The organism is Antarctobacter sp., from assembly GCF_034670325.1.
GTDB lineage: Bacteria > Pseudomonadota > Alphaproteobacteria > Rhodobacterales > Rhodobacteraceae > Antarctobacter.
This window is the reverse complement of sequence record NZ_JAXMNR010000015.1, coordinates 42044-63870: the sequence shown is the minus strand read 5'-3', so window position 1 is coordinate 63870 and position 21827 is coordinate 42044. Positions and strand designations below refer to the sequence as shown.

Below are 21827 nucleotides of genomic sequence, written 5' to 3'. Positions count from 1 at the left end.
CATGCTGCCGGAACTGGGGTCATGCACCCGCAGGATACAGCGCCCCAGCGTGGTCTTACCGCTGCCGCTTTCGCCGACGATGCCGAACGTCTCACCGCGCATGACGTCAAAGGACACGGAATCCACCGCGACAAAGCCGTCCGCCTTTTTCGACAGTAACCCGCCCTTGGCGGCTCCGAACTGCTTGGTCAGGTCGCGGACCTCTAGGATGGCCTCAGACATCGACGCTCTCCTCGTCGCGCTTTAGGCGCGCATCTTCGTTATCGTGCAGGAAACAGGCCACTTGGCCCTCTCCGACCTGTTTCAGGCGCGGCTCCCGCACGTCGCAGGTGCCGGCCATGAAGTGATCGCAGCGGGTGCGAAAGGTACAGCCAGAGGGCCGCGCCAACGGATGCGGGACCATGCCCCGGATCGCGGGCAAGCGGCCCTTTGCGGTCATCCCGATGCGCGGCACCGAATCCAGCAGCGCGCGGGTGTAGGGGTGCTGCGGATTTTCAAACAGCCCGTAAACGTCTGATTTCTCGACGATCTTGCCCATATACATCACCGCCACGTCATCGGCGACCTCGGCCACCACACCCAGATCATGGGTGATCAGCATGACCGCCATCTTGAGTTCATCCTTCAGCTCTGCGATCAGGTCGAGGATCTGCGCCTGCGTGGTCACGTCCAGCGCCGTCGTCGGCTCATCCGCGATCAACAGGCGCGGCTGACACGACAGCGCCATCGCAATCATCGCCCGCTGTCGCATCCCGCCGGACAGTTCAAAAGGATAGCTTTCAAACCGTTCCGCCGGGCGCGGAATGCCGACGCGGGCCAGCATGTCGATGGCCTCTTCCTTGGCCTCGGCCTTGGTCACGTCGCGGTGCAGGCGGATGGTTTCGGTGATCTGCTTGCCGATCTTCTGGATCGGCCCCAGCGAGGACATGGGTTCCTGAAAGATCATCGCAATATCACTGCCCCGGATCGACCGCAGCTCGCGTGATCCGGGCCGCGCGCGGGCCAGATCGACGGTGCGGCCATCGGCGGCGTGATACAGGATGCTGCCCCCGGTGATCCGCCCCGGCGCATCGACGATGCGCAGGATGGACCGGGCAAGGATCGACTTGCCGCAGCCCGACTCTCCCAGCAGGCACAGGGTGCGGTTGGGATGAATGTCCAGATCCACCCCTTCGACGGCCTTGACCAGCCCGTCGTCGGTAAAGAAATGGGTCTTCAACCCGCGAATTTCGATCATGGGGGTCTCACTGGGCATAGGGATCAGCGGCATCGCGAAGGCCGTCTCCTAGAAAGTTGAGGGCAAGCACCGCTGTCACGATGACCGCGCCGGGCGCAATCAATAGCCAGGGGGCCTCGATGATGGTGCGGATGTTCTGGGCCTCTTTCAGCAGGGTGCCCCATGACACGATGGGGGGCTGCAACCCGATGCCAAGGAACGACAGCGAGGTTTCGGCAAGGATCATCAGCGGCACCGCCAGCGTCAGCGAGGCGATGATATGGCTGGCGAAACTGGGGACCAGATGTTTGCGGATGATCTCCCAGTCCGACAGCCCGTCCAACCGCGCGGCGACCACGAAATCCTCATGCCGCAGCGACAGGAACTTGCCCCGCACCTCGCGTGCAAGAGTCGTCCAGCCGATCATCGACACGATCAACGTCACCACGAAATAGGTCCGCAGCGGTGGCCAATCCAGCGGGATCGCGGCGGCAAGGCCCATCCACAGCGGGATCGTCGGAATGGACCGCAGGAATTCGATCAACCGCTGGATGGCGTTGTCGATCCAGCCGCCGTAGTAGCCGGAAATCCCGCCAAGGCTGACCCCGACAATCAATGAGACCGCGACCCCGACAAGGCCGATGGACATTGAAATCCGCGTGCCCATGATGATCCGGCTGAGGATATCGCGGCCCAGCCGGTCCGCACCGAAGAAATAGACCTTGTCGCGCGGGTTCTTGGGGCCAAAGAAATGCCGGTCCGTCGGGATCAGCCAGAGCAGCTTGTACTCGTACCCTTTCACGAAGAACCCCAGCGGGATCACCTTTTCCGGGTCCTCGACGAAATGGCGGCGCATCGCCTCGCGGTCGATTTCCATCTTCAGGCCGCGGGCGTGCAGGATGAACCGGCTTTCGCCGTCCTCGCCCGGGGCGAAGAAATGGATGCCCTGCGGCGGCGCAAACGGCGCGCGGGTGTTGGTGTCCAGATGGCTGGCGGGGCTCAGGAATTCGCCGAACAGCGCGACGACATAGATGAAGCCGACGATGAACAGGCTGAAGTAGGCGATCTTGTGACGGCGGAACTGCCGCCACATCAGTGCCCAGGGGCCCAGCAGATCAGGTGTCTTGACGGACTCGGCCGCCTGCACCTCGGATGCGGAATCGATGGATGTCATTGGTAACGTATCCTTGGGTCAACCCAGGCAAGAAGAACATCGGACAAGAGCGTGCCGATCACCGTCAGCATGCTGACGATCAGGATCAGCGAGCCCGCCAGATACATGTCCTGCACCAATAGCGCGCGCAGCAGCAGCGGCCCGGTGGTGGGTAGGTTCATCACCACGGCAACAATGATCTCACCCGACACCAGTGTCGGCAGGATCCATCCGATGGTCGAGATGAAGGGGTTCAGCGCCACGCGCACGGGATAGCGCAACAGCAGTTGGAATTCCGACATGCCCTTGGCGCGGGCGGTGACGACGTAGGGGCGGTACAGTTCATCCAGCAGGTTGGCGCGCATGATGCGGATCAGCGCCGCCGCCCCCGATGTGCCAACCACGAAGACCGGCATCCAGATGTGTTGCAGCAGGTTGCCGAACTTGGCCCAGGACCACGGCTGATCCAGATATTCAGGACTAACCAGTCCGCCGACCGACTGGCCGAAGTACTTGAACGCCACGTACATCATGACCAGCGCCAGCAGAAAGTTCGGCACCGCAAGCCCGATGAACCCCAGCAGGGTGGCGACGTAATCGCCCACCGAATACTTGCGCACCGCCGAATAGATGCCGATGGGCAGCGCGACGATCCAGATAAAGATCAGCGTCAGGATCGAGATCGCAAAGGTCCAGCCCAGCCGGTCCCAGATCACATCCGTCACCGGCACGTTCTTTTCAAAGGAAATGCCGAAATCGCCCTCCAGCAGGATGCCGGTCATCCATTTCCAGTATTGCAGGTACATCGGCTGGCCCAGCCCGTACTGCTCTCGCAGTTGTTCGACCACGGCGGTGTTGTCGACACCGGCCTCGCCCATTTCGGCGGCCAGCGTGTCCAGATAGTCGCCCGGCGGAAGCTGGATGATGATGAAGGTCACGATGGAGACCAGAAAGACGGTGGGGATCATGTATAGAACCCGCCGCAGGATAAAGCCGCCCATGTCTTCTCCGTTTCGTTGCAGAACAAGGTCAGGGCGCCCGCCGGGAGGAAAAGCAGGCGCCCCTCAGAGTACTTTGGATCAGGGCAGGTTTGCCCCACCCTCAAAGTACATCTGCGCGGTGTAAGGTGCCGGGAACCATAGCTGACCGGCAATCGGCAGCGGATCGGGCACGTTCTTGACGTTGTTGCGGGCAATGCCGAACACCGGGTCGTTCTGCACCATGCCAATGGTAAAGAACTGCTCTGACGCCATATCCAGCACCTGTTGCATCAGCGCCTTCTGTTCTTCGGGCGAGGCAGCGGCGCGGACCTGTTTGTAGGTCTCGAAGATATCCTTGACCGCTTGCGGCGGTTCCTCTCCGGTGGCGGGATCGACCCCCCATTGCGCCCAGGTGCGCGCCCAGCTGACAGAGTTCGAGATCGTCGGCACATAGCAGATCGGCGAGGTATAGGCATCCGCCTGCCCACCCGAACAGTTCCACAGATAGGCGTCGAAATCGTTCGAGGTGTGCAGTTCGATCAGGCGCGATCGGTCGGTGGTGCGGATCTGGAAATCGAGGCCGACGTCGCGGGCATACCCGGCGATCAACTCCATCGCGTCGGGATATTGCAGGCCGAACACGTCCGCCACAAGGTAGATCAGCGTAAACCGTTTGCCGTCCGGCCCAAGGCGGTAACCCTCGTCATCCTTTTCCGGCAGCACCTTGTCCAGATATTCGTTGGCCAGGTCGGTGTCATACTCGGTGAACTGCTTGGCGTATTCTTCCTTGTACAGTTCCGTGCCCTCACGCGGGGCGGTCTGCGCGGGCTGACCGGCGCCAAAGTACAGCAGGTCGATGACCTCTTGCCGGTTCATGGCGTGGCTGACCCCGATGCGGAAATCCTTGTTGTTGATGACCTCACGCTTGACCGGATCGGTGTGGTTGAGGTTCATCATCAGGATCATGATGTTGGCCGGCAGGTCGCCCACATCGAAGAAGCGGTATTTGCCGCGCTCCATGTTGTCGGTCAGCGAAGCCTTGTTCGACGGCCGCCCGATGTGGCGCAGCATATAGTCGATCTCGCCGTTGAACGCCTTTAGCAGGATGGTTTCCACATCCTCGACCTGATCATAGGTGATGCGGTCGATATAGGGCAGTTGCTGCCCTTCGCTGTCGACCTTGTAGTAATAGGGGTTCCGTTCGGCCACGACCCGGTCGGTGGTGCCGTAGGCGTTGGTCAGGTGCCACGCGTGCAGCGTCGGGCGGTCCGGGTTCTGCCAGAACAGCGGCGTGTCCATCGGCCCGGCCTTGAGGTTGAACAGCTGTACCCAGCTGGCCGCCGCCGGTTCCGCGTCCACCAACGCCTGAATATCGGCGTTATACTTGGGCATGAACTGCGACAGGTAGTGTTTCGGATAGGCCGTCGGGTGATAGCCGAACCCATAGGCCAGCGCCTGCAGGAACAATCCGTTCGGCGCACCAAAGTCGAACTCGACCGTGGTGTCGTCGATCTTGGTCACTTTGACCGGACCCGCGGGGCCGACAAAGGTCGAATCCTTGTTGGGCGTCAGCTCTGTGTCGGAAAAGATGTCCTCATACCAGAACAGGATGTCATCGGCGGTGAACGGCGCGCCGTCCGACCATTTCATGCCTTCGCGCAGATGAAAGGTGAACTTGGAGGCGTCGTCGGACACGTCCCAAGATTGCGCGATATTGGGGCGCACCTCGGACCAGTCCGGGGACCAGCGCACCATGTTGTCGCTGCCGATGGTGCGGACCATGTTGTGCTGGTCGCCACCACCAAGGATGGCGCGGCGCAGGGTGCCGCCGTATTCGCCCGGCCCCTCGATCAGGTCCATCACCAGCGGCTCTGCCGGCAGGCGGTCTTCGATGGGCGGCAGATCCCCCGCTGCCACCAGATCCGCCAGTTGCGGGGCCTCGTCCCAGGCGTAGGCCTGTCCAGCCACCGCCATCGCGATGACACTGGCCAGGGTTGTCATTTTCTTGTTCATCAGCATCAGATCTCCTCCTCCTTGCTGAATGGGGTCACCAGTTGGTGACCGATCCGTCCGGTCGCATCAGATGCGGCGGTTCGACATGTGCGGGCGTTGTTGCCCGGATCTTGGCCTCGTCCACCTCGACGCCCAGACCGGGGCGGTCGGGCACCTTGTAGGTGATCCCCTCCAGCGGGATCTGGACGGGGAACAGCTCTGGATCGTGAAAGCCAAGGTCCTCTGTCGGGCCTTGCCGGGTCTCAACCCAAGAGAAATTCGGCACAGCGGCGGCCATGTGGACGGTCGCCGCCGTGCAGACCGGGCCCAGCGGATTGTGCGGCATCAGATCGATGTAATGCTGCTCACACCAGCCCGCGACTTTCATCGCCTCGGTGAAGCCGCCGATATTGCAGATGTCCAGCCGCATGTACTGGGTCAGACCCTCTTCGATGTAAGGCGCGGCCTGCCATTTTGACGAAAACTCTTCGCCTATGGCAAAGTTGATATTGGTCATGGATCGCAGCGTCCGGTACGCCTGCGGCGTCTCATCCCGGATCGGCTCTTCGAGAAAATCAAGCGTGCCAACCGGCAGCCGGTTACAGAAATCCACCGTCTCGGCGATGGACAACCGGTGATGCAGGTCGATCCCCAGACACAGATCGGGGCCAAAGGTTTCGCGAAGTGCGATCAGTTCCCGGACCGCGCGGTTCAGGTTCTTGCGCGGGTCGAATTCTCCGTCGCCGTTGAATTCACCCGTGTAAATGCGCAAGCAATCCCAACCGGCATCCACCAGAACCCGTGCCTTGCCCAGCAGCTCCTCAAGAGTGTTGCCCTGACAGCTGGGAAAGGTCGGGATCTCATCGCGCTGCTTGCCGCCCAGCAGTTGATAGACCGGCACCTCCAGCCGTTTGCCAAGAATATCGTACAGCGCGATATCGATGGCCGACATGGCGGCGGTCAGCACCCGCCCGCCCTCAAAATACTGGCTGCGATAGCTTTCCTGCCAGATGCGCCCGATCTGGTTGGAATCCTTGCCCACCAGAAACGACGCAAAATGCCGGATCGTGGCGGCGACGGAATCTTCGCGCGCCGAGAGGCCGGATTCACCCCAGCCGATCAGGCCGTCCTCTGTCGTCACCTTCACCAATAGCTGGTTGCGGATGCCGACGCGGGCCAAAAGCGGTTCAATAGCAGCGATTTTTGACATTCTAAGGGGGCCTTTCAGTGCCAGCCGACGCGCGGGGCGACCGGGATCATGCCGGGACGGTTTTCCGCGATGCACGCGGTCAGCCGGTCGCGCGTGGCGGCGGCAGAAGGTTCGTCCCAGAGGTTTGTCATTTCATGCGGATCGGCGGTCAGGTCATACAGCTCCCCTGCCCCGCTCTTGAGGTCGATGGACAGGCGGTGCGTGCGTGACCGCACTGTCCGCAGGTCAAGGTCAACGCCACTGCGCACGGCGTCCACCTCCCATTCGTTGTGGGCGACGTCGCGGGTGCCGTCCTGCATGACGTCGGTCAGCGATGTGCCGTCGTCATCCGATACGGTCAGCCCGGCCAATTCGGCCATCGTCGCCCGCAGGTCCAGCGTGGACACCGGCGCATCATAGCGCCCCTGCCCGATCCCCGGCCCCGCCATGACCAACGGCACACGCAGCAGCCCGTCATACAGCATCGGACCTTTCAGCAGCAGGCCGTGATCCCCCAGCCATTCGCCGTGGTCGGAGGTGAAGATGACGATGGTGTTCTCCAGCCGCCCTTCGGTCTCAAGATGATCCAGAATGCGCCCGATCTGATGATCAATGGCGGCGATCATGCCGTAGTAGACGGCTGTCACGTCGCGCAGGTCGCGGTCGTTCAGTGCGCCCTCATAGCCCCAATAGGGTTGATCGCCCGCATGGTCGCGTTTTTGGTTGCGCCGCGTCGGGCTTTCCAGAAAGGCGCGGTGCCACCACGGCCGCCGGTCAAGGTCCAATGCGCGGTGCGGCGGCAGATCCACCTCTGCGGGGTCATACATCGTCGACCACGGCGCCGAGGCAAGGAACGGCGGGTGCGGATCGGGGAAAGAGACCCATGCCACCAGCGGCGCGTCCCGGTCCTCTTGCAGCATCTCCATCGCCTGATCGCCGATCCAGCTGGTTGACTGCCATTCATCGTCCAGCGCCGAGCGCCAGACCTGCTTGTGATGGGTCAGCGGCGGCACCGGCACCTTGGCCCGCGCCCAGCGGTCGCCGCCCTGCCCGTCCTGATCCAGGAAATTCTCATAGTGCAGCGTGTAAGGCTTGTCCTTCCAGCCACAGTGATGGTGCGGGCGCAGCATCATTCCGACCCGGTCGAACCCCATATAGGGCCCGGTCCAATCCTCGGGGTAATCCGCGACAGAGATGTAGCACTCTGGCGTCCCGGTGGCCGCAAACGTCTCATGGGTGGACAGATGCGCCTTGCCGATGAACCGGGTATCATATCCGGCACGGGCAAACACCCCGCCGAACCCCTCGGCGGCAATCGCCGGGTCAAGGTTGCGCCCGTTGTCGCGCACGCCGTGGCTATAAGGCAGCTTGCCGGTCAGGATAGAGGCACGCGCAGCCTGGCACATGGGATGCGGCGTGATGCAGGTGTCAAACCGCGCGCCCCGGTCGGCGATGCGCTGAATGTTTGGCGTCCGCACGCCCCGCCCGGCCCCGCCGATGCAATCGCCGCGCTGTTGGTCCGTGGTAATCAACAGGATATCCGGCGCGCGGCTCATACCGTGGTCCCTGACGCGCCTGTGCTTGCCTGTCTCATGCCCATGAAGCCCTCCCAAACTCCGAAGTGTCGCGGTATGATTTCAACCAACGATATTTCCAAAATCGTCGACTATTTTTTCCCTCGTGTCGACTATTTATTTTTGGTATGACCAAAATAATAGGCTACGACGCTGATACCAAAAGAAACTTCTTCAACTGACCCGGCCAGAGAATGGACAGACAATGACCACGCCCCCCCTCTCCCGCCTTGATGTGCACGTGTTTCGCGTGCCGCTGGACCGGCCCGTAGCCACCAGTTTCGGCGCCATGCGCGACCGTCCCGCCGTCTTTGTGCGGATCGAGGATACCGATGGCGCCTTTGGCTGGGGGGAGGTGTTTGCCAACTGGCCCGCTGCCGGGGCCGAACACCGCGCGCGCCTGCTGGTCGAGGATATGGGCGATCTGTTGATCGGACAGCGCTTTGCCCACCGCTCCGACCTGTTTTACCGCCTCACCGAACAGACCCGAATCCGCGCCCTGCAATGCCGCGAATGGGGGCCGTTCGATCAGGGGATCGCGGGGCTGGACGTGGCGATTCATGACCTGATGGCGCGCGCGTCAGGCCACAGTCTTGCGCAGTTCCTCAACCCCGATGCGCCGCCCTCGGTCCCCACCTATGCCAGCGGCATCCACATCCGCGACGCCTCCGGGATCATCCCCCGCTGCCGCGCAAATGGGCATACCGCCTTCAAGATCAAGACCGGCTTCGACCTGCCCCGCGACATTGCGGACACCCTGCGGATCGCCGGGACACTTGCGCCCGGCGAACGGCTCTTTGCCGACGCCAATCAGGGGTGGGACGCGGATCAGGCCATTGCCTATCTACAGGGACTCGCGGGCGTTTCACTGGGCTGGCTGGAGGAACCGATCATCGCCACCGCCGCACCAGAGGACTGGGCCCGTATCCAACAGGCCAGCGGGATCCCCCTAGCGGGCGGCGAAAACATCGCCGGATTCGACGCCTTTGACAGCGCCCTTGCGGCGGGCACCTTCGGCTACCTGCAACCGGATCTTGCCAAATGGGGCGGCATCACCGGGTGTGAGGGGGTCGCCCGCCGCGCGCTGAACGCCGGGGTCACCTATTGCCCGCATTTTCTAGGCGGCGGCATCGGCCTGTTGGCCTCAGCCGCGCTGCTGGCTGCCGTTGGCGGTCCCGGCCTGCTGGAGGTGGATGTAAATCCCAATCCGCTGCGCGCGGGTTTTGACCTGTTCCGACCCGGACAGGCGCAAAACCGCCTGCACCTGCCACAGGCCCCCGGCCTTGGCGTCACCGCCCTGCCCGACAGCCTGTCACGCTTTGAAACCCTGCACGCCAGCCTGACGGCCAAGGGGCTCCGCTATCACAGCCCCTGATCACCCGATTCGCCGCGCCGCCCCCTGCCCTGCCGCGACAGGGTCCGCCGTCCGGACCGCCAAAATCGCCAGATTTCCCGGTTTCGCATCGCAGGTGTAAATTTTTCTAATTTTTTCAACGACCTAAAGCGCCCATTGCATCGTTCGCATGAACAGCCACAATATCTAGAACGGCGGCCAATGCGGTCCGGGTGCACGAAACAGTTGCCAAAAGCCCTTCAACTTGCGTAAAGAAACGGAAAACAAAGCTCTGGCGAAAAAGAGCGTTCCTAAGAGGCGGCAGACAGGTGACAGGCGGACCAGACCCGATCCACATCAATACACGGATCCGCGAAAACGCGCAAAACCTCGCGGATGCGCTTGAGGCGCATATGCTCAAAAGCTTTGCGCCCGACGCGCGCAAGCAGCTTCGCCTGTTCTCCGCTGGCGAGGCGGCGAACCTGTTGGGCATTTCCCCCAGTTTCCTGCGCAAACTGCACTTCGAGGATCGTGTACCAGATGTACACATGACGCCCGGTGGTCGCAGGCACTATTCCGCGGCGGACCTGACGACCATCCGCAAGGTATTGGAGGAAAACGCCAAATCCCCCGGCGGCTATCTCAAAGGCAGACGTGAGGGCGACCCGGTGCAGGTGCTGTCCTTCCTCAACTTCAAGGGTGGCTCGGGCAAGACGACCTCATCCATCCACACCGCGCAGCGCCTTGCCCTGCGCGGCTATCGCGTGTTGGCGGTCGACATCGACCCGCAGGCCTCGCTCACCACCCTGTTCGGCCATCAACCAGAGGTTGATTTCCTGCATTCCGGGTCGATCTACGATGCGATCCGCTATGAGGACCCCCTGCCCTTCCGCGAGATCATTCAGGAAACCTATTTCACCGGGCTGGACCTCGCCCCCGGCGGATTGATCCTGCAAGAGTTCGAACACGAAACGCCCACCGCGCTGCGCAACAACATACAGCCCCCCTTTTACGCCCGCATGGCCGCCGCCCTGCAAGAGGTCGAGGCCGATTACGACGTCATCATCTTCGACTGTCCGCCGCAGCTTGGCTACCTGACCATGTCGGCGCTCTGCGCCTCGACCGGGGTGCTGATCACTGTGGTGCCCAACATGCTGGACGTCGCCTCGATGAGTCAGTTCCTGCAAATGAGCGCCGACCTGCTCGACGTGGTGTCCGATGCTGGCGCGCGGATGGAGTTCGATTTTCTGCGTTTTCTCATCAACCGCTACGAACCCTCTGACGGGCCGCAGCAACAGGTCGTCGCCTTTCTGCGGCAGCTGTTCGGCGATGAGGTCATGACCAACGCCATGCTGAAATCCACTGCGATTTCCGACGCCGGTCTGACCCAGCAAACCATCTACGAGGTCGAACGCAGCGCCTTTCACCGCAACACCTATGACCGCGCGGTGGATTCACTGAATGCTGTGAATGATGAGATCGAAACGCTGATGCAACAGGCTTGGGGGCGCTGATGGCACGCAAGGGAATCCTCTCCACCGATCCAACCGCAAAACCGGCCCGGCGCAATGCCGCGGAACGGATGATGCCCCGTGGCACCGTCGGCGCGCTGCAAAGTTCGCTGACAAAGCTACAGGAAAACGCGGTTCAGGATCTGGACCCGGCACTGATCCATGACGCGGGCGTGGCCGACCGTCTGGGCACGGATGAGACCGCCGACAGCGCCCTGCGCGAGTCGTTGCGTGTCTACGGACAACAGGTGCCCGTCCTCGTCCGCCCCCGCGCCGATCAGCCGGGGCATTTCGACATCGTCTATGGCCGCCGCCGGGTGATCGCCCTGCGCGAGTTGGGCCAGACGGTCAAGGCGATGGTGCGCCATCTGGACGACAAGGCGCTGGTGCTGGCGCAGGGGCAGGAAAACACCGCCCGTCAGGACCTGTCCTTTATCGAAAAAGCCAGCTTTGCCGCGCAGTTGGAAACGCTGGACTACGACCGCCAGACCATTGCCGACGCGCTGTCGATCGACCTTCCGATGGTCAGCCGGATGCTGAAAGTGGGTCGCTCCTTTGACATGGCGTTCCTGCGCGACATCGGCTCTGCCCCCGGCATCGGCCGCGAACGCTGGCTGAAACTGGTCGAGGCGTTGGAGGCCGACACCGTCCGTGAGCGCGTGACGGCGCGGATGCAGACGCTGGATTACATCGACGGGTCAGATGCGCGGTTCGAACAGGTTCTGGCATGGGCCACCGGCGCCGCCACCCCCAAAGCGGCCAAGGTACGCCCCCTGCCCGCCCGCAAGATCACCGGCCCCGGCGGCGTCGCTCTGGCGCGCGTCAAACGGTCGGACAATGGGATGACGATGACAACCACAGGGGCTTTTGCCGCATGGCTCGACAGCCACGCAGAGGACCTTGTGAAAGAGCTTCACGACCGCTGGCTCAAAAACCGGTCGGAAGACTGAAGGCACCGAAACGAGCAGACACAGGAGGCACGACAGAAGACCAAAAGAAAAGCCCCCCAGGATTGATCCCGGAAGGCTCTCTCATTTCTCGCACTCTTGAGATAGCCCCTCAGCACTGACCCTGTCAACGCTACCGATTCGGTGGGCGCTACTTTTTTGTCTTACGTGAAATTTACATGATGGAAATGTCCCGAATCCCCTTCGGGCAGCCGGTCGAGCTATGCCCGTCCCATGACAAATGGGCGCTTCTCGACATGCTGACCCGCGCCGCCGCGCGGTTTGGACTGAACCACCGCACCCTGACGGTGTTGCGCGCCCTGCTGTCGTTCTTTCCCGAACGCGAACTGCCCGCCAGCGCCGGTCTGGCGGTCGTCTTTCCCTCGAACCGCACCCTGTCACAACGGCTGAACGGAATGCCCGAAAGCACCCTGCGCCGGCATCTGGCGACGCTGGTCCGGCTGGGGATTGTCAGCCGTCAAGACAGCGCCAACCGCAAACGCTTTGCCCGCTCTGGTGGCCTCGCCTTTGGGTTCGATCTCAGCCCACTTGCGCGGGAGGCGGACACCGTCGCGATGGCCGCCGAAGCAGAGATGCAAGCCGCCAAGGAGATCGCCGCCCTGCGCGCCCAACTGGCGGCCACGCGGATGCGGTTGATCGAGGACGGCACCCTGACCGAAGATCACCCCCTGATCGAAGAAACCCGCCTGACACTGCGCCGCAAGACCGGTGCCGATGACCTGCGCGCGCTGTTGGCAACCTTGGAAAACCACTTGGACAACAGCCGGAAAATTGCCCTCGCACCCGCCGAAATGAGCGCCGAAACCCGCGAAAATGAGCGGCACATACAGACTACAGATGAATCCATTTCTGTATCTAGGGCCGAGGCAAATCGCGGAGATCAAACCGCCCCCGTATCGCTGACCGATGTGGTGGACGCATGCCATGAATACCGCAGTTTCCTGCCCGACGCGCCAAACGATTGGGACGGACTGCAAAGAGCCGCAGGACAGCTTTACCCCATGATGGGCATCGACCGGCCCACCTATGAAGAGGCGCATGGATTGATCGGGCGTCAGGGAACGGCGGTTGTCATCCTGTGTATCCTTGAAAAGATGGCCGATATCCGCAGTCCGGGCGCGTATCTGCGCGGCTTGTGCAAGCGCGCCGTTCAAGGGCGATTGAACCTCAAGGCGATGGTGAAGGCGCTGAACAGTCGGCGATTGTCAGCTGACAATCTGGTCTGCTGAGACGCTGTGACGCCGGAATTGTCAGCTGACAATTTCTGTCATTGGGCCAGTGCGTTTGGCTCTGGCTACAGCAGAAATTCCGCGCGCAGCCTGTCGCCGTGTTCGTCCAGTTCCGGACCTGTCGAGGCCGGGGCAGGCCGAATACCCTCCATCCGGATCGGGGCGGAGGGGGACAACATCCGGGCGACCAGATCGCCGCCTTGGTTGCGCATGTCCTCCCACGTCAGCACGCGGGCGCACCAGATGCCAAGAGCACCCAGATCGGTTTCCCACGTGGCCGCGGATTTGTCCTTTAGCCGGATGGCGATGCGTTGGCACAGGGCGTCGCGGTCCTTGAACGGATCACCGCTCAGGTCCAAGTTCAACGCCGCGCCCAGCCGGTCCAGCGGGGTCATCGCCAGTGCCAGATGGCCTGTGGCGCAAGCATAAACGCCGTAAGGCGCGCCCAGATAGCCGTGGGCCGACCCCTGATCCATGCGTTGCGGCGGGGTCTGGCCGTTGGTCAACCATGTGCTGAGGAACTCGAACTGCATATCCATCAGCGCCTCCAGCAGCGAGGTCTGAACATGGTCTCCTTTGCCGGTGCGGGCCAGCCGGAACAGCGCGGCCAGCAGCCCTTGGGTCAGGCAGGCCCCGGCAGAGATATCCGCGATCGGCAGACCCACGGGCACCGGCCCGTCGCCTGCATTCCCGCTGAGCCACATCAGGCCAGATCGCGCCTGCGCCAGCAGATCCTGACCGGGCAGGGCGGCCCAATCGCCGCTTTCGCCGTAGCCGGAAATGGAGCCATAGACGACCTGCGGATTGATCGCGCAGACCTGTTCATAGGACAGGCCCAGACGGTCGATCACGCCGGGGCGAAAGTTCTGGATCACCACGTCGGCTTGGGCAATCAGGCGGCGCGCTGCGTCCAATCCCTGCGGGGTTTTCAGGTCCAGCGCGATGCTTTCCTTGCCGCGGTTGATGGCGTGAAACAGCGTCGAGTCGCCCTTGATACGGGTGTCAGAGACATAGTGATGGCGGCACAGATCACCGCCATCGGGGTTCTCGATCTTGATGACCCGCGCGCCCATGTCCAACAGCCGCAGCGAGGCATATGGCCCCGCAAGGAACTGGCTGAAATCGACAACGGTGATGCCGTCAAGCGGCGCGGTCATGGCGTCAGGATCGCTGCGGTGTCGGCCCCCAATGCAGGCGCGGCGGCGGCGTTACGAAGGGTGTTCCCGTCAATGCGGATGGGACAGCGGGTGGTGCGGGCGGTGGCGCCGCTGGCGGTCTGGATGTCCTGAAGCGGGTCGAGCGCGGCAAAGCCGTCGCTCGCCGCAAAGGCGGGCCAGTCCAGAACCGGGGCGCACCAGATGCCCGCCGCCTCAAGAATGTCCAGCCAGTGCTGCGTGGGGCGTGTTTTCAGGACGTCGCCGACAACGGATTTGATCTCATCCAATCGGGCAAAGGCGTCGCTCTGCGCAAAACCGGCGATCTGCGGGGCGTCCAGCAGATCCGCCAGTTTTGCCAGCGGACACATGGCCAGCGCCATCCAGCCGTCGCCCGTGGGATAGATGCCGTAGGGGGCGGGCTGATAGGGGTTGGCGTTGCCCTGCGCATGGCGGCGGGGCTGGCGGTTGTCGTCATTGAGAAAGCAGGTGAACTGTTCAAAGGTCATGTCCAGCGCGGCGGACATCAGGTCCACCTCGACCAGACCGCCCGCGCCGGTGATCCCGCGCCGCACGAGGCAGGCAAGAATGCCCTGCACCAGATGCCCGGCGGTGGCCACGTCCAGCATGGCAAAGCCGGTGGGGACGGGGCCGTCCTCGGCGTTGCCGTTCAGCCATGCGATGCCCGACAGCGCCTGCACCAGCAGATCCTGACCGGGGGTGTCGCGCCACGGGCCGGTGGTGCCGTAGCCGGACACCGCGCCATAAACCAATCGAGGGTTCAGCGCGCGCACCGCGTCATAGCCCAGCCCGATCCGGTCCATCACGCCGGGGCGAAAGTTGTGGATCATGACATCGGCAGTGGCGATCAGCGCGCGGATGCGGTCCAGGTCGGCGGGCTGTTTCAGATCGGCGGTGACGCTTTTCTTGCCCCGGTTGAAGGTGTGAAACACAAGGCTGTCGTCCTCAAGACGCTGATCGTTGACCACCATCGACCGGCAGAGATCGCCGCCTTGGGGGCGTTCGACCTTGATGACCTCGGCCCCCAGATCGCTGAGGCGCAGCGCCGCCACGGGGCCTGCAAGGAATTGTGCGAAATCCAGAACGCGCAGGCCGGTCAGCGGCAGGGCAGGGGCGTCTATGGTCATTTAGTCACCTGTTATCAATGAGTTAAAGCGTTTTCATGTGGACTGTTCTGGGGTGAGAAGCCCAATCCGCGCGACAGGTCCAGCGCGGTGGCGCGGATCTCTGCCAGCGTGGCCTCTGCGGTGGAGGCCTGACCAAGCTGCTGGATGAAACCGGAGGTGATGGCCGCCACCACGCCGCGCGCATCAAAGACCGGGGCGCAGAGGTTACGCACGCCCGCGATCATGGTGCTGGAGGTGTCCTCATACCCGGTTTCGCGGATGCGGGTCAGGCGGGCGCGCAGGGCGTCGCGGTCAGCCTTGGGCTGGCGGGCGATGTGGCGGGCCTGTGTGTCGTCGTCGGAAAAGGCAAGGATCACATGGCCGGAACTGGTCTGGCTGACCGGGAACAGCGCGCCGGTGCGCACGGCGTATCCGGCGGGCAGGGGGCTGGCCACGCTGGTCAGGACCAGTACGTTTTCGCGGTTCAGCACGCCAAGGTGGCAAGATTGATTGGTGCGCGCGGCGATGCGTTCCAGACGGGGCAGGGCGGCGTGCAACAGCCGTTCGGTCGGGTCGTGGCGGTGTGACAGTTCGAACAGGCGCAGGGTCAGGGCATAGCGGCTGGTCTGCGGGTCCTGTTGCAGGTAGCCGCGTTCGGTCAGGTAGATGACGATGCGATACAGCTCTCCCATCGTGCGGTTCAGCGCGTCGGTGATTTCGTTCATCGTCAGGCCGTTTGGCGCGTCGGTCAGCAGTTCCAGCACGTCCAGCGCCTTTTCCACCGCCGGGACGGTGGATTTCTTTTTCTCTTCCGCTTTGGTCATGGCTCATTCCCTGTCTTGTCGGCCCGCAGTTTGGCCTGTTCCGCCTTGGCGAAACAGAGGGACATGAGTTCGTTTTCGTTTCGGAGGCCCTGTTCCAGCGTCAAATCCATCGCGCCGCGCACCGCCGCCTTGACCGCTTGGGTGGCGTGGGGGGCGTGGTTGGCGATTTGTTGGGCGACCTCGCGGGCCTTTGTCAGTTCCGCGCCGGGGTCGGTCAGGTACTCGACCATGCCGATGCGGGTGGCTTCCTCTGCGTCGAAGCGGTCACCGGTCAGCAGGTATTTCAGCGCCTGCCCCTGACCGCAGAGGCGGGTCATGTGCTGCGCGGCGCCGCCTGCGCCGTTCCAGCCAAGCTGCACCTCTGGCGCGGCAAAGACGGCAGAGGTGGCAACCACGCGCAGGTCACAGGCCAGCGCGATTTCCAGACCGCCGCCAAGCGCCCAGCCCTTGACCGCCGCGATGGCGGGTTTGCGCAAGCTGAGGATTGGCGGGATGTAGTCGAAGCGATTGCGCCATGCCCAGAAATCCTCATACCCGTCCAATGCGGCAATGTCGGAGCCTGCGCAAAAGGCGCGGTCGCCTGCGCCGCGAAAGATCACCACATGGGCGGCGGCGGTTTCATTCGTCTCGGCGCAGCAGGTGGCGATCTGGCGGTACATGGCGGGCGTAAGGGCGTTGTGTTTGGCCGGGCGGTCCAGCACGATTTCCGCGATGTTTCCGGTCAGGTCAAAGCGCACGGCGCCATCGGTGTCGGTGGTCATGGGGGGCCTCAGTCGAATTTCAGGTTGGGCAGCCAGAGCGAGAGCTGCGGGACATAGGTCAGCACGATCAGCATTCCGAAGAGGACGATGTAGAACGGCAGCGACGCGCGGATGAATTTGCCGATGGGCGTGCCGGTGATCATGCAGGTCGTGAACATCAGCGTGCCAAGGGGCGGCGTGACCCCGGCGATGGTCAGGTTGAACACCATGACGATGCCGAAATGGACCGGGTCGACGCCCAGTTTGATCACCACGGGCACAAGGATCGGCGTCAGCAGGATCAGCGCGGCGGACCCTTCGATGAACATGCCCGCAAGGATCAGCAGCAGGTTGATGATCAACAGCAGCAGCAGCGGGTCAGAGGTCAGGGACAGCATCGCCTCGGCCACTTGGGCGGGGATACGCTCCCACGTCATGTAAAACCCAAAGGCATTGGCGGCGCAGATCACCAGCAGGATCACGGCGGTGGCCTGCATGGTCTGTTCAAGGATCGGACGGATGTGGCCCAGGCGCAGGTCGCCGTGGAGGATGCCGACGATGACCGCGAAGAGGACGGCCATCGCGCCCGCCTCTGTGGGTGTGAAATACCCCAGACGGATGCCCAGCACGATGCCCACCGGCACCAGCAGCGCCAGAAACGCCCCGCGAAAGGCGCGGAAGCGGCCCGCCCACGGCATCGGGCGGTCATAGGCCGGTTGCAGGTTCAACTGCCGCGCACGGATCGCCACGGCGACCATCATGGCGGCGCAGATCACCACGCCCGGCACGATGCCCGCAAGGAACAGCCGCCCGATCGACACGTCGCCCATGAACCCGTACAAGATCAGGCCGATCCCCGGCGGGATGATGACCGATATGATCGACGACGACGCGGTGACCGCGCTGGAAAACGCAAGGTCATAGCCGCGGCGGGTCATCTCCGGCACCAAGACCTTGGACTGCATGGCAGCGTCGGCATTGGCCGAACCGGACACGCCGCCCATCAGCGTCGACAAGAGCACGTTGACCTGCGCCAAGCCGCCTTTCCAATGGCCGGTCATCGCCTCGGCAAAGCCCATCATGCGGGTGGTGATCCCGGCGTAGTTCATCACCACGCCGGTCATGACAAACAGCGGCACGGCGAGCAGGGGGAAGGAATGCGTAACGGCGACCATGCGCTGCACAAAGATTTCCGGCGGCATGGCCCCGGACAGCAGGAAAAACGACAGCGCGGCCATGCCGATGGCCATGGCGACGGGGATGCCGATGGCGATGCCGAAGAGCAGGATCAGAACGGGAGCAAGGCTCATATCACATCCTCTGGCGTGGCGGCTGTGGCGCGGCCCAACAGGCGCGCGATCTGGCTAAGGGTCATGCCGGCAAAGCCGATCACGGTGGCCAGGTAGACCCAGCTGAACGGGATATCGAGGACGGGCGAGGGGCGGGTGGCGCCCTTTTGCATCATCAGAAAGCTGAGCCATGTGACATAGGCCAGAAAACCCAGCACGCTGGCGTCGGCGAACAACATCACGGCGCGGCGCAGGGCAGGGGGCATCAGATCGACCAGCAGGGTCACCCGGATGTGGCGGCCTTCGCGGTGGGCGGTCATGGCACCGATGTAGACGACCCATGTGAACAGGATGCCCGACAGTTCGGTGGTCCAGACGGCCGGTTTTTCAGTGCCATAGCGCGTCAGGACGCCCCAAAGCACGGTGCCGGTCAGCGCCGCCAGCGCCCCGAAGGACACCAGCATTTCCGCGCGGCGCAGCCATGTGCCGATGATGTGCATGATGCCTCCTGGGTCAGGTCCGGGCGCGGGGTGCGCGCCCGGAGGTTGGGTCAGTTGTCGAGGATCGCGCGGACGCGGTCATAGAGGCCGTCGGACCAATCGGGGAACTTGGTGTAGACCCCGGCGGTGGCGTCCTGAAAGGCGGGGATGTCCACGTCGCGGTTGAAGGTGACGCCCTCGGATTCGAGTTTGGCGATCCATTCCTCTTCGGAATTCAGCATGAGGTCGGTCATGAAGACACCCGCGGCGATGGCCTCTTCGCTGAGGGCCTGTTGCACGTCCTCGGGCAGGCTGGCGTAGAGATCGGCGTTCATCATCAGCCCGGTGAAGCCCTTGAAATGCCCGGTGAGCGAGATGGTCTTCTTGGTCTCATGCAGCTTGGCGCCATAGATGGACGGCAGCGGTGCCTCTGCCCCGTCGACGACCCCGGCGGAAAGGGCGGAGTAGACCTCACCCCAGGCAACCTGCGTCGGGCGCGCGCCCATGGCGTCAAAGGTTTCGACCCACATGATGTTTGGCGGGGTGCGGAAGGTCATGCCCTTGGTGTCGGCGGGGCTGGAAATCGCCTTGTCCGCCAGCATGTGGCGTGAGCCGAAGAGCCAGTTCAGCGAGAGCAGTTCAATCCCGGCCTCTGCGCGTAGGCGGTCCTTGAGGTCGGTGTAAAACGCGCTGTCGATGATCTTGGCGAAATCGCGCGGATCATCCATCAGGTACGGCCCGCCCAGCACGCCGAAATCTGCCACGAAATCCGACAGGTAGCCGGGGTCAGAAATCGAGATCACCGGCGCACCGGCGCGGATCTGTTCGAACACCTCGGGGTTCGATCCCAGCTGCGCGTTGGGGAAAATCGGGATGTCGACAGCGCCGTCGGTGCGGGTGGCGACCTCAGCGGCAAAGCGTTCCATTGCCTGCTGGATCGGTTCCTTGTCGGACGTCACATGCGCCAGACGAAGGGTGAAATCAGCCGCCTGTGCGGTGAGCGGGGTCAGGGCCAGCAGCGCGGCCGCGATCATTCGGCCGCAAGGGCCGGTACGGAAATTCATCATGTTCCTCCTCCATCGGATCGGCTGCCGGGACTCAGATGCGGTCTCGGGGGCCGGCTCTTTGGGTATCACGTCGTTTCCATATGTCAAAATAATTTTTATACTTGAAAACATCCGGTCCGATGGGCAGTGTGCCGGACAAGCCAGATTCGGCCGGATTTCGGGAGGTGGGCATATGAAGCTGACAGGCATGACCTGGGACCATCCACGCGGGTTTGACCCGGTGGTGGCGGCCTCAAACGCCTATGCGGCGGAGACGGGGATAGAGATCGCTTGGGACAAGCGGTCCTTGCAGGCCTTTGCCGATGCGCCGATTGCCGATCTGGCAGAGCGCTATGATTTCATCGTGCTGGATCACCCGCACGTGGGGCAGATCGCCGAAACTGGCGCGCTGTTGCCGCTGCCCGTGCCCACGGATGCCAGCGCGTCGCTGGGCGGGTCGGCGGAAAGCTATCTGTGGCAGGGCAAGTGCTGGGCCTATGCGGTCGATGCGGCCTGCCAGATGGCAGCGCACCGGCCCGATCTGGGCGCGCCGCTGCCAAAGTTGTGGGAGGATTTCCTGCAAGGCGACGCCGCGCGGTTCCGCCCGCTGACGCCGCTGCTGCCGGTCGATGCCTTTGACATGCTGATGACACTGGTGGCGGGTCGGGGGGAGGTGGATATGCCCCACGATGCCGCGCATTTTGTGTCGCCCCAGAACGGGGAATACGCGCTGCGCGTGCTGCGCGCGCTGTACGCCCTTGGCCCGGATGAGCAGGTCGAGATGAACCCGATCCGGGTGCTGGAAACCCTCAGCACAACGGATGAGTTTGCCTGTTCGCCCTGCCTGTTTGGCTATGTGAACTATGCGCGGCCCGGATTTCGCGCCCATCCGGTCAGCTATTTTGATCTGCCATTGTGCGCGGGTGCCTCCCTGCCGCGTGCGATCCTTGGGGGGGCGGGGATCGGCGTATCCGCCCGCACCCGCGCCCCCGAGGAAGCCGTGGCATTCGCCCAGTGGATCGCGTCAGAGCCGGTGCAGTCGGGCGTTTATCTGGACAACAACGGCCAGCCCGCGAACCGCCACACATGGTTGGCGCAGGGGGGCAATGCGGATGTGGCTGGCTTCTTTCAGGGGGGCTTTCACACCATCGACAACGCATGGACCCGGCCGCGCGCGCCCTGGTTCCTGGATTTTGTCGATGAGGTCTGTGCCATCATGCCCGAGTTTTTCCGCAAACGGGTGCCCGAGGATGTGTTCCTGACCCGGATCGACGCGCTTTACCAACATCACTTGCAGGAGGCCTGAGCCATGCCCGTTGCCGTTATCACCGGGGGAAACAAGGGCCTTGGCCTTGCCCAGACACGCCGCTTTGCCAAGGCGGGGTTCGACGTTTATGTCGTCGCCCGCAGCCGGGGCGAGGTGGACAGCGTCGTGGGCGCGCAGTTCATCGACTGCGATATTGCCGTCGATCGTGGGGCCGATTGGCTGGTCGATCTGCACGGGCAGGTGGGGCCGATCGCGGCGCTGGTCAACAACGCGGGTGTGCATCTGAAGAAATCCGTGTGGGACGTCACACCGGACGAACTGGATGGCGTGCTGGACATCAATGTCCGCGCCATGTTTGCCGCCTGCGGGCGTTATGTGGCGCTGCACCGTGAGGTGGGCGGCGCGATTGTGAACATCGCCTCGATGGGCGGGATCATGGCGCTGCCCTCTGCCGCGGCCTATGTCACCGCCAAGACGGCGGTGGTGGGCCTGACCCGGTCGGTGGCGGTGGATGCGGCGCCGTTCGGCATCCGTTGCAACGCCGTCAGCCCCGGTTTCATCGACACCGATATGACCCGCGCGGTGCTGGCCAAAGACCCCGCGCGCCGGGACAAGATCGAGGGGCGCATTCCGTCCCACGCCTTTGGCAGGCCCGAGGATGTGGCCGATGTTGTGTATTACCTCGCCTCTGATCGCGCGTCTTACGTGAACGGCGTCAACCTGCCGGTCGACGGCGGCTATGCGGTGGGGTTCTGA

General features: G+C 63.2%; 20 protein-coding genes. 6 read left to right on the top strand and 14 right to left on the bottom strand.

The genetic code is table 11. The annotated features are described in order from the left end of the window. The 7 genes from VOI21_RS23755 to VOI21_RS23725 all read right to left on the bottom strand — a co-directional run. On the bottom strand, positions 1-222 hold a 222-nt coding region (locus tag VOI21_RS23755; RefSeq protein ID WP_323772457.1), incomplete at its 3' end, for an ATP-binding cassette domain-containing protein. Further along, on the bottom strand, positions 215-1237 hold the full coding sequence (locus tag VOI21_RS23750; RefSeq protein WP_323772456.1) for an ABC transporter ATP-binding protein: 1023 nt from the start codon (positions 1235-1237) through the stop codon (positions 215-217). The genes VOI21_RS23750 and VOI21_RS23755, both read right to left, overlap by 8 nt. 7 nt (positions 1238-1244) lie before the next feature. Beyond that, positions 1245-2390 (bottom strand): ABC transporter permease, encoded by a 1146-nt coding sequence (locus tag VOI21_RS23745; protein WP_323772455.1) that lies wholly within the window; start codon positions 2388-2390, stop codon positions 1245-1247. After that, a complete protein-coding gene (locus tag VOI21_RS23740; RefSeq protein ID WP_323772454.1) occupies positions 2387-3370 on the bottom strand; it encodes an ABC transporter permease in 984 nt (327 codons plus the stop codon). The genes VOI21_RS23745 and VOI21_RS23740 overlap by 4 nt, the downstream gene beginning before the upstream one ends. A gap of 78 nt (positions 3371-3448) precedes the next feature. Next, entirely contained in the window at positions 3449-5368 is a 1920-nt protein-coding gene (locus VOI21_RS23735) for an ABC transporter substrate-binding protein (RefSeq protein ID WP_323772453.1), read from the bottom strand. A 28-nt stretch (positions 5369-5396) separates the two neighbouring features. After that, a complete protein-coding gene (locus tag VOI21_RS23730; RefSeq protein WP_323772452.1) occupies positions 5397-6551 on the bottom strand; it encodes a mandelate racemase/muconate lactonizing enzyme family protein in 1155 nt (384 codons plus the stop codon). Positions 6552-6565: 14 nt separating this feature from the next. After that, on the bottom strand, positions 6566-8086 hold the full coding sequence (locus VOI21_RS23725; RefSeq protein ID WP_323772451.1) for a sulfatase: 1521 nt from the start codon (positions 8084-8086) through the stop codon (positions 6566-6568). A gap of 223 nt (positions 8087-8309) precedes the next feature. Here VOI21_RS23725 and VOI21_RS23720 point away from each other — a divergent pair, with 223 nt between their 5' ends. The 4 genes from VOI21_RS23720 to repC all read left to right on the top strand — a co-directional run bounded on the left by VOI21_RS23720 (position 8310) and on the right by repC (position 13145). Beyond that, positions 8310-9479: a mandelate racemase/muconate lactonizing enzyme family protein gene (locus VOI21_RS23720; RefSeq protein WP_323772450.1), complete on the top strand. Its 1170-nt coding sequence runs from the start codon at positions 8310-8312 to the stop codon at positions 9477-9479. 371 nt (positions 9480-9850) lie between these two features. Beyond that, positions 9851-10951 carry a plasmid partitioning protein RepA gene (gene repA / locus VOI21_RS23715; RefSeq protein WP_323772459.1) on the top strand — a complete coding sequence of 367 codons (1101 nt, stop codon included), beginning with the start codon at positions 9851-9853 and terminating at the stop codon, positions 10949-10951. Next, entirely contained in the window at positions 10951-11898 is a 948-nt protein-coding gene (repB, locus tag VOI21_RS23710; RefSeq protein WP_323772449.1) for a plasmid partitioning protein RepB, read from the top strand. The genes repA and repB overlap by 1 nt, the downstream gene beginning before the upstream one ends. Positions 11899-12074: 176 nt before the next feature. After that, complete coding sequence (repC, locus tag VOI21_RS23705; RefSeq protein ID WP_323772448.1) at positions 12075-13145, top strand: plasmid replication protein RepC; 1071 nt, start codon at positions 12075-12077, stop codon at positions 13143-13145. A 65-nt stretch (positions 13146-13210) separates the two neighbouring features. On the opposite strand, the gene VOI21_RS23700 is transcribed toward repC, so the two are convergent. Genes VOI21_RS23700 through VOI21_RS23670 form a run of 7 tightly spaced genes read right to left on the bottom strand, consistent with a single transcriptional unit; the run spans position 13211 to position 19825 of the window. After that, positions 13211-14302, bottom strand: a complete 1092-nt coding sequence (locus tag VOI21_RS23700) for a CaiB/BaiF CoA-transferase family protein (protein WP_323772447.1) — start codon at positions 14300-14302, stop codon at positions 13211-13213. Further along, entirely contained in the window at positions 14299-15447 is a 1149-nt protein-coding gene (locus tag VOI21_RS23695) for a CoA transferase (protein WP_323772446.1), read from the bottom strand. Before VOI21_RS23695 ends, VOI21_RS23700 begins: the two co-directional genes overlap by 4 nt. A 14-nt stretch (positions 15448-15461) precedes the next feature. Then, positions 15462-16250 carry an IclR family transcriptional regulator gene (locus VOI21_RS23690; RefSeq protein ID WP_323772445.1) on the bottom strand — a complete coding sequence of 263 codons (789 nt, stop codon included), beginning with the start codon at positions 16248-16250 and terminating at the stop codon, positions 15462-15464. Next, entirely contained in the window at positions 16247-17011 is a 765-nt protein-coding gene (locus VOI21_RS23685; RefSeq protein WP_323772444.1) for an enoyl-CoA hydratase/isomerase family protein, read from the bottom strand. The genes VOI21_RS23690 and VOI21_RS23685 overlap by 4 nt, the downstream gene beginning before the upstream one ends. A gap of 8 nt (positions 17012-17019) precedes the next feature. After that, positions 17020-18300: a TRAP transporter large permease gene (locus tag VOI21_RS23680; protein WP_323772443.1), complete on the bottom strand. Its 1281-nt coding sequence runs from the start codon at positions 18298-18300 to the stop codon at positions 17020-17022. Continuing rightward, entirely contained in the window at positions 18297-18779 is a 483-nt protein-coding gene (locus VOI21_RS23675; protein WP_323772442.1) for a TRAP transporter small permease, read from the bottom strand. The genes VOI21_RS23680 and VOI21_RS23675 overlap by 4 nt, the downstream gene beginning before the upstream one ends. A gap of 50 nt (positions 18780-18829) precedes the next feature. Next, positions 18830-19825 carry a C4-dicarboxylate TRAP transporter substrate-binding protein gene (locus tag VOI21_RS23670; RefSeq protein WP_323772441.1) on the bottom strand — a complete coding sequence of 332 codons (996 nt, stop codon included), beginning with the start codon at positions 19823-19825 and terminating at the stop codon, positions 18830-18832. A gap of 172 nt (positions 19826-19997) precedes the next feature. On the opposite strand from VOI21_RS23670, the gene VOI21_RS23665 reads away from it, so the two are divergent. Together VOI21_RS23665 and VOI21_RS23660 are read left to right on the top strand one after the other, a co-directional pair. After that, on the top strand, positions 19998-21110 hold the full coding sequence (locus tag VOI21_RS23665) for an extracellular solute-binding protein (protein WP_323772440.1): 1113 nt from the start codon (positions 19998-20000) through the stop codon (positions 21108-21110). Between the two features lie 3 nt (positions 21111-21113). Then, positions 21114-21827, top strand: a complete 714-nt coding sequence (locus VOI21_RS23660) for an SDR family NAD(P)-dependent oxidoreductase (protein ID WP_323772439.1) — start codon at positions 21114-21116, stop codon at positions 21825-21827.